The sequence below is a fragment of the Streptomyces sp. CG 926 genome (genome assembly GCF_003148825.1).
Lineage (GTDB): Bacteria > Actinomycetota > Actinomycetes > Streptomycetales > Streptomycetaceae > Streptomyces.
In genome coordinates, this window is the sequence record NZ_QGGZ01000010.1 from 98,039 (window position 1) to 110,997 (window position 12,959).

The 12,959-nt window shown below is 72.1% G+C and carries 10 protein-coding genes; 5 read left to right on the plus strand and 5 right to left on the minus strand.

The annotated features are described in order from the left end of the window. The first annotated feature begins 36 nt into the window (after positions 1–36). Positions 37–1,611: an aminotransferase class I/II-fold pyridoxal phosphate-dependent enzyme gene (locus BCL76_RS25640; RefSeq protein WP_258309900.1), complete on the plus strand. Its 1,575-nt coding sequence runs from the start codon at positions 37–39 to the stop codon at positions 1,609–1,611. Between the two features lie 69 nt (positions 1,612–1,680). On the opposite strand, the gene BCL76_RS25645 is transcribed toward BCL76_RS25640, so the two are convergent. The 3 genes from BCL76_RS25645 to BCL76_RS25655 form a co-directional block, all read right to left on the minus strand. After that, complete coding sequence (locus BCL76_RS25645) at positions 1,681–1,980, minus strand: SHOCT domain-containing protein (RefSeq protein ID WP_109781989.1); 300 nt, start codon at positions 1,978–1,980, stop codon at positions 1,681–1,683. A 27-nt stretch (positions 1,981–2,007) separates the two neighbouring features. Beyond that, on the minus strand, positions 2,008–2,481 hold the full coding sequence (locus tag BCL76_RS25650) for a DUF6325 family protein (protein WP_109781755.1): 474 nt from the start codon (positions 2,479–2,481) through the stop codon (positions 2,008–2,010). A 94-nt stretch (positions 2,482–2,575) separates the two neighbouring features. After that, positions 2,576–3,223 carry a GAP family protein gene (locus tag BCL76_RS25655; protein WP_109781756.1) on the minus strand — a complete coding sequence of 216 codons (648 nt, stop codon included), beginning with the start codon at positions 3,221–3,223 and terminating at the stop codon, positions 2,576–2,578. 86 nt (positions 3,224–3,309) lie between these two features. Between BCL76_RS25655 and BCL76_RS25660 the strand changes: the two genes are divergently transcribed. The 3 genes from BCL76_RS25660 (at position 3,310) to BCL76_RS25670 (ending at position 7,558) form a co-directional block, all read left to right on the plus strand. After that, the gene (locus tag BCL76_RS25660; RefSeq protein ID WP_258309901.1) at positions 3,310–4,296 is read left to right on the plus strand and encodes a YhjD/YihY/BrkB family envelope integrity protein; all 987 of its coding nucleotides are present in this window, start codon (positions 3,310–3,312) and stop codon (positions 4,294–4,296) included. Positions 4,297–4,384: 88 nt separating this feature from the next. Beyond that, entirely contained in the window at positions 4,385–5,824 is a 1,440-nt protein-coding gene (locus BCL76_RS25665) for a DUF2252 domain-containing protein (RefSeq protein WP_109781757.1), read from the plus strand. Between the two features lie 87 nt (positions 5,825–5,911). Further along, positions 5,912–7,558, plus strand: coding sequence for an MFS transporter (locus BCL76_RS25670; RefSeq protein WP_109781758.1), 1,647 nt, complete (start codon positions 5,912–5,914; stop codon positions 7,556–7,558). Here the strand turns inward: BCL76_RS25670 and BCL76_RS25675 are convergent. Further along, positions 7,553–8,857, minus strand: a complete 1,305-nt coding sequence (locus BCL76_RS25675) for a hypothetical protein (protein ID WP_109781759.1) — start codon at positions 8,855–8,857, stop codon at positions 7,553–7,555. The two genes, BCL76_RS25670 and BCL76_RS25675, sit on opposite strands and share 6 nt — an antisense overlap. 462 nt (positions 8,858–9,319) lie before the next feature. Here BCL76_RS25675 and helR point away from each other — a divergent pair, with 462 nt between their 5' ends. After that, positions 9,320–11,482 (plus strand): RNA polymerase recycling motor ATPase HelR, encoded by a 2,163-nt coding sequence (gene helR, locus BCL76_RS25680; RefSeq protein ID WP_109781760.1) that lies wholly within the window; start codon positions 9,320–9,322, stop codon positions 11,480–11,482. Here helR and BCL76_RS25685 read toward each other — a convergent pair. After that, the gene (locus tag BCL76_RS25685; protein ID WP_258309902.1) at positions 11,469–12,905 is read right to left on the minus strand and encodes a glycosyltransferase 87 family protein; all 1,437 of its coding nucleotides are present in this window, start codon (positions 12,903–12,905) and stop codon (positions 11,469–11,471) included. The genes helR and BCL76_RS25685 overlap by 14 nt on opposite strands. Positions 12,906–12,959 lie beyond the last annotated feature (54 nt).

Sequence of the window (12,959 nt, forward strand, 5' to 3'; positions counted from 1 at the left end):
GTTCCTCGATGGCTCGACGGCTGTCACGCTCCGGGGGTGAACACGAGAACCACCGATCACCGCACCCCCACCCCCTTCTCCACCCCCTCCCTCGCTCCCGCTCCCGCCCCCGGCCTCGCTGACGACGGTCAGTCGTGTGCCCCGTACGCCGAGGCGGTCCTCGGCCATGCGGGACGGGACTGGCTCAGGCTGAACGTCCCCGGCCATGCCGCGGCCCCCGGATCGGATCTCGCCGATTTCTTCGGCTCGCGCATCCCGGCCCTGGACTTCCCGCCCCTGCTCGACGGCGTCGACCTCGGCACGGACACCCCCCTGGACAGGGCGCTGGCACTGGCGGCCGAGGCCTGGGGCGCGCGCCGCACCTGGTTCCTGACGAACGGGGCTTCGCAGGGCAACCAGATCGCCTCCATGGTCGCCCCCGCCCTCGGGCGCACGCTCGTCGTGCAACGCAGTGTGCACTCCAGCGTGATCGACGGGCTGGTGCTGTCGGGCCTGGACGCCGTCTTCGTCCAGCCGTCCGTCGACCCGGAGCAGGGCATCGCCCACGGCGTGACCGCCACCGACGTGGCGCAAGCGCTCGAACGGACACCGGACGTGGCCGCCGTGTACATCGTCTCCCCGAGCTACTTCGGCGCGGTCGCCGACGTACGTGCCATCGCGGACGCCGCGCACGCCGCGGGGGTACCGCTGATCGTCGACGAGGCATGGGGATCGCACTTCGGTTTCCACCCCGCTCTTCCCGCGAACGCCCTCTCCTCGGGCGCGGACCTGGCGACGTCGAGCACGCACAAGCTGGCGGGCAGCCTGACCCAGTCGGCGATGCTCCACCTCGCGCAGGGCCCGTTCGCGGACCTGCTCGAACCCCTCGTGGACCGGGCCTTCCGGCTCGTGCAGTCCACCAGCGCGAGCGCGTTGCTGACCGCGTCGCTCGACCTCGCCCGAAGGAGCCTGGTCAGCGACGCCGCCGCGACGGGCGGCTCGGTCGCGGCGGCGGACCGGGTACGGGGCGCCGTCCGCGCGCTGGACCGCTTCGGGGTGGTGAGCGACAGGTTCCACGCCTTCCCCGACATCGTCGCGGCGGATCCGCTGCGGATCGCGATCGACACCCGGACCGGCGGGATCACGGGCCACGAGGCGCGGCGCCGGCTCTTCCGGGACCACCAGATCATGGTCGAGGTGGCGACCGACGCGGCGATCGTCGCCGTGATCGGCGCGGGGTCTGTCCCGGACACGGACCGGTTCGTCGAGGCGCTGCACGCCCTGCCCTCACCGCTCAGCGCCGAAACCGCCGAACCGGTGGGTGTCGGCGTCGGCTCCGCCGCCGGCGCGGGCACCACCGAGATGCTTCGGCTGCCGGCCCCCGGCGCCACGAAGCTGACCGCCCGCGCGGCGTTCCTGAGTCCGGCCCTGGTCGTGGCCGCGGAGGAGGCGGTCGGACGGATCTCCGCCGACACCCTGGCGGCGTACCCGCCGGGGATCCCCAACGTCCTGCCGGGCGAAGTGATCACCGCCGAGGCCGTCCGGTTCCTGCAGCGGACCGCGGCCGCGCCGAACGGCCATGTCCGCGGCGCGGTCGACCCGGGCGTGACGCGCCTGCGCGTCGTCGCCTGAGACACCTGGGGGTCGACGAACGAGGTACCGGGCCGTGCCGGGCGTGCCGGCCGGGCCTCGCTGGACGCCCTAGCCCAGCAGTCGGCGCTTCTGCTCGGCGAACTCCGTCTCGGTCAGCACGCCCTGTTCCTTGAGGGTGCTGAGCTGCTTCAGCTGCTCGATCTTGGTGGTCATGTCGTCGGCCGGCGCCGCGGCGGGCGGCGGGGGCGGCGGCGGTGCCGCCTGCTGCTGGGCCTCCTGGGCCTGCTGCTGCTGGGCTTCCTGCTGCGCCCAGCGGCCGCCCTGGCGGCGGGACACTCGGTTGGACACCGCGGTGGCGGTGCCCGCGATGACGGCGGTGCGGGCGACCCCGCGAAGGAGTCCGGGCATGATGCTCATCTCCAGGCTGTGAGGGCTTCACTCTCCGGCGGGCGGGTCCTCCAAGGCGTCCAGCGACGCCAGCAGGGCCTGCACGGGAATCCGTCCCGCGGCCACGAGCTGGGCTCCGCCGCGGCGCAGGGCCCGGGCGAACGGCGCCGCCCAGGTGTTCTCGTAGACGATGACCCCGGCCGAACTCCCGGGGTCCAGGGCGGCGGCGGCCTCCTGGATGTCGTCACCGTCGAGCAGGCCGGACGACGCGCCCTCGAACACGGTGAGATCGATCTCGCCGCCGAGGTCCTGGAGCTCCAGCGCGGTCACCGTGCCGTCCGCCTCCTTGCGGATGAAGGCGAAGTCGAAGATGCGGATGATGCCCCGGTCGACCAGGTCGACGAGGATCGGGAAACCCTCGCCCGTCATACGGTTGCCCGGGAACTCGACCACGATGTAGTCGACCGGGCCGAGTTCCTCGATGTCGCCGAAGTCGGCTCGCGGCTCGGTCTCGCTGCTCATGGCAGCTCCTGTCGGAGAGGGGGGAAGGTCTACTCATTCCAGCACGCTGCCCGCTCCCCCGCACGTCTGACCGGTCCCGCGGACCGTCCGCCGGTCAGGTCAGCTCGTAGATGCTCTGCGCGGTCAGCCACAGCCCGAGCAGCAGACAGACGAACACGATGGCCTCGTCCTTGTGGCCCTCCATCCACGCGCGCATCCGCAGCAAACGGTCCTGGGCGGCCTCCGGTGCGAACACCATGTACAGCTCGGCGGCCAGCAGGCCGGCGCTGGCGAGCAGACAGAAGCCGAACAGGGCGATGAACGTGGTCGCGTGCGAGGTGTCGGCCTCGACGACGGTCGTCGCGCCCGCCGCGACCATGCCCCACGGCTGGATCAGCACGGCCAGGCCCGCGGCGGCCCACACGGAGCCGACCTCGACCCGGGAGGGCTTCGCGGTGGCGTCCCGGGCGGCCTTGCTCTTCATGCGGCGGTAGCGGCGCGCTCCGTAGACCACCAGTCCCACCCCGATCGCCAGCTTGAGGGCGAGGGCGGCCACGCCGGGCGGGGAACGGGGTGACGGAGGCTCGCCGCCGGTCAGCGCCAGCACGATCGCGATCACCACGACGAGGTTGGCCAGCCACGCCAGGATGAAGGCGAGCCCCTTCCACACGCCCCTGGAGGAGGACACCACCAGGATGAACGCCATCAGCGGCAGCGGGTAGAGGGCGATGGCCAGCGCGATGAGCATGAGGTCGAGGACCATGGCGCCCCAATCGTGCGACGACATACGACACTACGCACCGGGCCGGGCTCCGACACCTTTTGCCCATCGAGATGCCGCCTCCGCCGGTGTCCACCAACCTGGACGCAGACGAAGGAGGCCGCCATGACGACGACCCGGCGTCCGCCGTCCGTGCCGCACGCCGCTGCGGGCCGCTGATGTGGTCGGAGCGCCAGGCACGGTGGCGCGAGCGCTCCCGTGAGCTGGCCGCGGCCGCCAAACGGACGCAGGCGCGGGCCGAGACCCGGTTCCCCGTGATCACCCATGTCACGGAGCGCATGGTCGGCGTGAACATCTTCGACTCCGCCACCCGGTTGGCCGCCCAGTGCTTCCTGACCGCCGTGCCCCTGCTCTTCGTCGTCGCCTCGTTCGCCCCGTCGGGGGTACGGGACCAGATGGTGTCCTCCGTACGCACGACGTTCGGGCTCACCGGTGCGGCGAGCGATCAGCTGAGCGACGTGTTCGACGGCAGTGGGGAGGAGGACATCCGCAACGCCGTCGGGGCGGTCGGCGCCGTGATCGTGCTGCTGTCGGCGACCGCGGTGAGCCGCGCCATGCAGCGGCTGTGCCGGCGCGCCTGGCAGATCCCGCGGGGCGGGACACGGATCGTGATCTGGCGCTGGTTCGCCTGGATCCTCGCCTGGATGGTCCTGCTGATCTTCCAGGGTCCGGTGCGCGACGGGTTCGGGCTCGGCCTGTGGCTCGGGATCCCCCTCACGCTCCTCGTCCAGACGGCGGCGTGGTGGTGGAGCCAGCACCTGCTGCTGGCCGGGGTGATCCGCTGGCCCCCTCTGCTGCCGGGTGCGCTCATCACGGCCGCCGCGGTGACCGCGTTGTCGCTGGGCGCGCGGGTCTACATGCCGATCGCCCTCAACCGGTCGCTCGCCACGTACGGATCCACCGGCTCGGTGTTCGTCATCCTGTCGTGGCTGATCGTGCTGTGCGTGGCCATCGCCATCGGTATCACCCTGGGCGCGGCCTTGGCGCAGGAGCCGTACCTGGCCCGGCGGCTGGGCAGCCCGGGGCCGGTCGGGCTGCGACAGGAGAGTCCCTGAGCAACCGTACGGGCGTCCGTGGGGCAGCGGTGCGGGGCCGGTGCCATGCTGAGAGACAGGGGCCCTGGTGGCCGGGAGGTCAACGACGATGACGAAGCGCGACACGACCGCGGCCACGACGAGTACCGCGGCGGGTGGTGGTCCCCGGCTCTCCTCCGAGGACCGGGCCGCGAAGGGCCGGGCGGCCCGGACGGCCGTCCCGAGATCCGCCCACGGAGACTTCGAGCCGTCGTCCCACCGGGCGGATCCGATGGACGTCATCGAGCGGCAGTCGGCCACCCGACTGCAGGAGCTCGTACCGATCCGCTACGGCCGGATGGCGGAGTCACCGTTCCGTTTCTACCGGGGCGCCGCCGCGATCATGGCCGGTGACCTGGCCGGCACCCCCGACTCGGGTATCCGGGCCCAGCTGTGCGGCGACGCGCACATGCTGAACTTCCGGCTGCTCGGCTCGCCGGAGCGGAACCTGCTGTTCGACATCAACGACTTCGACGAGACGCTGCCCGGGCCGTGGGAATGGGACGTCAAGCGGCTGGCGACCAGCCTGGTCATCGCCGGGCGGGAGAACGGCTACTCCGACCGCGAGCGGGCGGAGATCGTGACGTCGGGGGTCCGCGGCTACCGCGAGCAGATGCGCGCGTTCGCGGGGATGCGCACCCTCGACGTCTGGTACGCGAGGGTGGACGAGGCGCAGCTCCAGGCGGTGGCGGAGGGTGCGCTCCACACCCGAGGCCGCAAGAACGTGTCCGAGGCACTGAGCAAGGCGCGCGGGCGCGACAGCCTGCAGGCGTTCGAGAAGCTCACCGAGGTGGTCGACGGGCGGCGCCGATTCGCCGCCGTGCCACAGCTGATCACACCGGCTTCCGATCTGCTGGCGAGTGGGGATCGGGAGGCGCTCGAGGACCAGATCCGGGAGGTCGTCGGGCGGTACGGGGACAGTCTGCAGACGGACCGCAAGCACCTGCTGCACCAGTACTCCATCGTCGACATGGCCCGCAAGGTGGTGGGCGTCGGCAGTGTCGGCACGCGTTGCTGGATCGTCCTGCTGCTGGGCCGCGACGGTGAGGACCCGCTGATCCTGCAGGCGAAGGAGGCCGGTGACTCGGTGCTCGCCGCCTACGCGGGGCCCAGCGAGTACGCCACCGGCGGCGAGCGGGTCGTGGCCGGCCAGCGGCTGATGCAGGCCGCGAGCGACATCTTCCTCGGCTGGCAGCAGACCCAGGGCCTCGACGACGTCGAACGGGACTTCTACGTACGTCAGCTGCGCGACTGGAAGGGCATCGCGGAGCCCGCCCGGATGGTGCCGCGCGGCATGCGGGTCTTCGCCTCGCTCTGCGGTGTGACCCTGGCGCGGGCGCACGCCCGGTCCGGCGACCGGATCGCCATCGCGGCGTACCTGGGCCGGGGTGACGTCTTCGACCAGGCACTGGTGCGGTTCGCGGAGAGCTACGCCGACCTCAACGAGCGGGACCACCAGCGTCTGGTGGACGCCATCGCGTCCGGCCGGGTGACCGCCGTCTCGGCCTGACCCGGACCGAGCCGCTGCTTCGGCCAGTCGGCTGAACCGGCGGGCGAGGTGCCCGGCCGCCTCCCACGACCGTGGCACGCTGCGCGCATGACAGCAGCGCAAGCGGGACCGGCCGGGGCGGCGGGGAACGCGGGGAACACCAGGCTCATCCTGCTGACACTCGCTGCCGGGCAGTTCCTGATGGCTCTGGACAGCTCGGTGATGAACGTTTCGATCGCCACGGTCGCGGAGGACATCGGCACCACGGTGAGCGGTATGCAGGGCGCGATCACGGCCTACACCCTGGTGATGGCGATGCTCATGATCAGCGGCGGCAAGGTCGGCGCGCTCATCGGCCGCAAACGGGCGTTCATGATCGGCTGCGTCGTCTACGGGCTCGGTTCCCTCACGACCTCGCTCGCCCCGAACCTGACGCTCCTGCTGGTGGGCTGGTCGTTCCTGGAGGGTGTGGGAGCGGCGCTGATCATGCCGGCGATCGTGGCGCTCGTCGCCTCGAACTTCGACAAGGCGCAACGGCCCGCCGCCTACGGCCTGGTCGCGGCGGCGGCAGCGGTGGCGATCGCGGTCGGACCGCTCATCGGCGGCTTCGCGACCACCTTCTTCTCCTGGCGCTGGGTGTTCGCCGGGGAGGTCGTGATGGTCCTCGTCATCCTGCTGCTGGGCCGGCGGATCGCCGACGCGCCCCCGGAGCACCGGCCGCGGATCGACGTGCTGGGCGCGGTCCTGTCCGCCGCGGGCATCGGGCTGTTCGTGTTCGGCATCCTGCGGACGAGCGAATGGGGCTGGTTCCGGCCCAAGGCCGGGGGCCCCTCCTGGTTCGGCGTCTCGCCCGTCGTCTGGCTGGTGCTGGCCGGACTGATGCTGGTCTGGTTGTTCTTCCGCTGGGAGGCACGCCTGGTGGCGCGGGGCGCCGAACCGCTCGTGGACCCGCAACTCATGCAGAACCGGCAGCTCACCGGCGGCCTGACGATGTTCCTCTTCCAGTACCTCGTGCAGATGGGCGTGTTCTTCGTCGTCCCGCTCTACCTGTCCGTGGCGCTCGGCCTGTCCGCCCTCCATACGGGCGCGCTGCTCCTACCGCTCTCGATCACCCTGCTCGCCGCCGCGATCGGGGTCCCCAAATTCCGCCCGAACGCCTCACCCCGACGCGTGGTGCGGTGGGGAATCCTGGCGATGTTCGCCGGCGCCGTGGTCCTGCTGGCCGCCCTCACCCCGGATTCCGGCGCGGCGGTCGTCACCGTACCCATGCTGCTCATCGGGCTCGGGATCGGGCTGCTCGCCTCCCAGCTCGGGGCCGTCACCGTGTCGGCCGTACCGGACGAGCAGAGCGCCGAGGTCGGCGGCATCCAGAACACCGTCACCAACCTCGGCGCCTCGATCGGCACCGCCGTCGCCGGGTCGATCATGATCGCGGTGCTGGCGGCTTCGTTCCTCGCCACCGTCGACCAGAATCCGGCGATCCCGGCCGAGGCCAAGACGCGGGCGCATACGCAACTCGCGGGGACCGCGCCGTTCCTGTCGGACGAGCAGCTCAGCAAGGCCCTCGAAGAGACGGGCACGGATCCGGTGGTGGCGCAGGCGGCGCTCGACGCGAACGAGAAGGCGCGGATCGACGGACTGCGGGCCGCGCTCGCCATCCTGGCCCTCGCCGCCCTGGTCGCGCTCTTCTTCACCCAGCGCATCCCGGCGGCCCAGCCGGGCGCCGCTCGGCGCCCGGCCGACGCTCCGTCATGACGGGTGCGGACTCGGGGTCGTCCCCTCGACGGGGACGGTCGTGTCCTCGGCGAGGAAGTCGATGACCGCGAGGGCGAAGAGCAGGGCGAGGGCGAGGCCCACGACCACCCAGCCGGTCGGGTAGGACCACAGGACGTACACGAGGACGGCGATCGCGACCAGGCCCCAGGTGAACCAGGCACGGTGGCGCCGGATGAACGGGCCGACCGGGCCGGTGCGCAGGCCCAGCCGGTCGGCCGTGGCGCGGGTGGCGACGATCCCGGAGTGCCAGATCTGGCGGGCGGCCGTGGCGTATTTGCCCGGGCCGGAGAGCCAGGCCGCGAGGGCGATCACGATGCCGAGGACCACGACCATGCGGATCGTCGTGCGCAGCAGGCGGATCATGGCGTCGTAGACGGAACCGGCCGCGGCCTGGGAGACGGTGTCCGGGAGCGCGTTGAGGTAGACCGTACGGAAGACGGTCAGCCCGAGGCCGAGGACCGCGACGGAGAACGCCACCGCGAGGGCCGCGGTGACCAGGATGCGGCGCCGGTGGGCGGAGAGCAGGACGCCCGCGGCGACGAGCAGGATGGCGATGATCGGCAGCCACAGGCCGAGGATCTCGAGGAGCTTGAAGCCCGTCTTGACCCGACCGATGTCGTTGGACTGCACGACGGTGAAGTCGGTGTGGATCTCGGGGATCTTGGCCGCGACACCCATACCGGCGTCCACGAGCCGTGTTTTCACCTGTTCGATCACCGGCGCGAGGTCGATGGTCACCGCGTCGTTCTTGATTTCCACCGCGCCGTCGCCACTGCCGGTCAGGGCTTTGACCAGCGACGCATGGATCGTGCGGTTGGCATTCGTCCAGATCGTCTCGAACTGGGGCGATGCGATGACGTCCTGTGCCTTCTCCTTGACGAAGCTGCTGACCGCGCTCTCCAGCGAGCCGCCGAGCTTGCCCAGGGCCTTCTGGAGCAGCGGCCGTTGCTCGGGGGCCGCGTCCTCCAGCAGGGTTTCGAGGTCGAGGTGCTCCATCAGGGCGGCCGTTACCCGGTTGGCGGCGGCGGCCTGCACATCGGGGTCGGAGGCCAGCGGGGCGACCGTGGAGACGTAGCGGTCGGTGTTCCCCACGATGCTGGAGGTCCAGGACGCGACGATGCCCAGCGGGGCGAGCACACAGCCGATGATGATCAGCACCGCGGACAGCAGTGACTTCATCCGGTGCTTGGGCGGAGGTCTGCGCGCGGCCTCCGATTCCAGGACGGCGACTCTGGCCCGCAGCGCCGCGAGTTCGCCCGCGCTCTCGTCACCCTGCATGGCTGACCTCCTACGGGGTCGGGAGCCGTGGTTCCCTCGGGATCCGGTGGATGACGCTGAAGCTGCGCCAGGGCAGGCTGTGGCGGCTCTCCTTGCTCCCACAGCCTGCCCCGGCCGGCCGGGGGCGGCATCCGCAGTGCGGCCGTACGGATGAACGCGCGGCAGGTCACCGGTTTCACCGGAAGGGAGGGAAGGCCGGGACAGGGGCGCTGCGCGCTGCCACTCGGCGGGGGGACGTCCGTACGGAGCGGACGATCAAGGGGAGAGGAGGAGTACCCACTCCTTTCCACTCTCAAGTTATAACGCACAGGGGGGCTTGCGGCAAGGCCCCACCCGTCCCGCAGAATCGCATCTCGAAGCCAGGACCTGCGGAAACGGGAGATCCCCCTAGTGCGTGTGCTGTTGTCGGTCGACGGGTCGTTCGATGAGTCCGCGGGTGCCACCGCGGAAAGGAGCCCTGATATGAACTCCCTGACCACCAGTGCGTTCGATCTTCCCGCCCGTCTGGCCCCCAAGGCCGACCCCGCGCTGATCGGCGCGGACGAGAAGCACTTCGCGGCCGTCGCGGAGAGCTTGGAGCGGACGATCGCCGAGGTGTCCGACCGTCTCGAGGCACTGCGCCGGGCTCCCGGCGGTCTGGGCCGCGAGGCGATGGACCGGGACGTGGAGATCCACCGGCTGACGGGTCGTCTGCGGGCACTACGGCGCTTCGGGTTGGACCTGTGCCTCGGTCGGATGGTCGGCGAGGACGATCCCGAGCCGGTGTACATCGGGCGGCTCGGCCTCACCGACGACGCCGGCAACCGGTTGCTGATCGACTGGCGTTCGCCCGCGGCGGAGCCGTTCTTCGCCGCGACCCACGCCGACCCGATGGGCCTGGCGAGCCGCCGCAGGTACCGCTGGACCCGCGGCCGGATCGGTGACTACTGGGACGAGGTGTTCGTCGCCGACGCCCTGGAGGGGCACGCCGCGCTCGACGACCAGTCCGCCTTCATCGCCGGGCTGGGCGGCAGCCGCTCGCCGCGGATGCGTGACGTGCTGGCCACCATCCAGTCCGACCAGGACGCCATCATCCGCGCGGGCTCGCGGGGCGCCCTGGTCGTCGACGGCGGTCCGGGCACGGGCAAGACCGTCGTGGCCCTGCACCGCACCGCCCACCTCCTCTACTCCGACCCCCGCCTCGGGCACCGTCGGGGCGGCGTGCTGTTCGTCGGCCCGCACCAGCCCTACCTGGCCTATGTCGCCGATGTCCTGCCCAGCCTCGGGGAGGAGGGCGTGCAGACCTGCACCGTGCGGGACCTCGTCGCCGAGGGGGCCACGGCCGCGCCCGAGACCGACGCGCAGGTGGCGCGGCTGAAGTCGTCCGCGGACATGGTGAAGGCGATCGAGCAGGCCGTCCGGATCTACGAGGAGCCGCCCACCGCGGGGACGACGGTCACGACTCCCTGGTCCGACGTCCGGCTGAGCCCGGCCGACTGGGCCGAGGCCTTCGAGGCGGCCGCCGGTACGCCGCACAACGAGGCGCGCGAGCAGATCTGGGAGGAACTGGTGTCGATCCTGCTCGACAAGCTCGACGACGAGGACCTCTCGCCCGACCTGCTGCGCCGATCGCTGCGCCACGACGAGGAGCTGATCGGGACGCTCGACCGCGCGTGGCCGACGATCGACGCGGCCGATCTGGTCGGGGACCTGTGGTCGGTACCGTCCTACCTGCGGATGTGCGCTCCCTGGCTCGGTCGCGAGGAGGTGGCGCTGCTGCAGCGCGCGGACGCCCACGCCTGGACGGTGTCCGACCTGCCCCTCCTGGACGCGGCGCGACAGCGGCTCGGCGATCCGGAGTCGGCACGACGGCTGCGGCGGCGGGGCGCCGCGGTGGCCGCCGAACGCGAGCGCATGGCCGGAGTCATCGACGACCTGCTCGCGGCCGATGACGACGGTGAGGGCGCGGTGACGATGCTGCGCGGCAAGGACCTGCAGGACAGCCTGATCGACGAGGGTGCGCTGCCCGGGACGGACCCGGACCTGCTCGCCGGGCCGTTCGCGCACATCGTCGTGGACGAGGCCCAGGAACTGACCGACGCTGAGTGGCAGATGTTGCTGCTGCGCTGCCCGTCCCGGAGCTTCACCATCGTCGGGGACCGGGCTCAGGCCCGGCAGGGGTTCGCGGAGTCGTGGCGGGAGCGGCTGGAGCGGATCGGCTTCGACCGGATCGACGTGGCCCCGCTGAGCGTCAACTACCGGACGCCCGAAGAGGTCATGGTGGTGGCGGAGCCGGCGATCCGGGAGGCGATCCCGGACGCCAATGTGCCGACCTCCGTCCGGAGCAGCGGCGTTCCCGTGGTACACGGCTCCGTCACGGAACTGGACGCGATCCTCGACGGCTGGCTGGCGGCGCATGCCGACGGGGTCGCCTGTGTCATCGGCGCCGAGGAGCTCGGGGCCGGCGCCTTCCGGGAGACCTCCCGGGTCCGGTCGCTGACCCCGGGGCTGTCGAAGGGGCTGGAGTTCGACCTCGTCGTGCTCGTCGATCCGCAGACCTTCGGCACAGGGATCGAGGGAGCGGTGGACCGCTACGTCGCGATGACGCGCGCGACGCAGCGGCTCGTCGTCCTCACGAGTTCATGACCCGGTCGCGGGCCGCGGCCGTCTCCCCCGGTTCGCCGGTCCCGCGCCACCGACGGACGGCTCCGGCCGCCACGATCAGGAGGACCGCGGCGCCGTACGCGCTCACGCCGAGCGCCGACCGGTGGCCGAGGACGGGTGCGAGGAGGTAGACCGCCGCGCCCGCGAGGGCGATGCCGAGCCACTCCCAGCGGCCGTCCAGCGCCACGAGGGCGATCAGCAGCAGGGCGTACCAGGAGTAGCCGGGGGTCAGGAGCACGAAGGCCCACCCGGTGACCAGGAGGGCGCCGCTCCAGGGGCGTTCGGGGTCGCCGCGCCGCATCACGTACAGGGATACGGCCGCCATGGCCGCGAGGAGCACCGGGAGCGCCCAGGTGTCGGGCAGGACGAGGCGGAGCAGGGCGTAGCGGGAGCCGGCCGAGGGGTCGTCGTAGCCCTCCTCGTCCACGTACCCGCCGAGGTAGCCGAGGACGGAGCCGTGCGAGAGGAGGAGGTAGGGCAGGTAGGTGAGCAGGGTGAAGGCGGCGGCGGGGACCAGGACGGCGGCGGCGTCGCGGACCCGGCGCACCCCGGACAGCGCCCCGGGCAGGACGACGGCGGGCATCAGCTTGGTGGCGACGGCGGCGCCGAGGACCAGACCCCCCGCGGCCCGGTGGCGCGGCCCGCGCTCCGCGACGAGTCCGAGGCCGATCACGGTGAGCAGTACGCCCAGCACGTCCACGTGGGCGTTGTTCACGGCTTCGATCGGTACGGCGGGACACCAGGCCCAGTACGCGGCCCGGCGCGGGTCCTGCCCCCGGCGGCGCAGGATCAGCAGCAGCGCGCCTGTCACGCCGAGGGAGAGGAGGCCGGCTCCGATCTGGAGCGGCTTGTGGCGGGCTCCGTGCGGTGACAGCTGGTCGACCGCCAGGAAGTACGCCTCGGCGACGGGCGGGTAGATCGTGTGCACGGCGGGCCGGTTGATGCGGGTGCAGTGCGCGACGGGGCCGCCGCCGGGAATCGGGGCGCGGTCCGGGCCCGCGCAGGCGGTGCCCGTGGGGAAGAGCCAGGGGTCGCGCAGTCGGGCCGGTCCCGGGTCCTGCGGGGCGTGGTCGTACGGGGAGATGCCGGCCGACTGGACCCGGCCGTCCCAGGCGTAGCGGTAGGAGTCGGTACTGGTACGGGGCGGCGCCACCAGTCCGGTCGCGGCGACGGCGAGCGCGCCGGCCAGGAGCAGGGGGGCGACGTGGGCGGCCGGGATCTTGCGCAGGGCGAGCAGCGCGAGGGCGAACAGCGCCCAGCAGGCGGCGTACCGGAGGAACAGCCCCGTGCCGTCGGTGAAGTAGCCGTCGTGGCGGACGGTCAGGACGAGGACTGCGGTCAGGGCGAGGACGGCGGTCAGGGCGAGGGAGGTCGCGAGCGCGGTCGGGACGGTACGGGATGTCACCTCCGCAGCGTTCCAGCAGTGGGTCCGCAAGTGGCGTCCGCCGAACCGCATGTC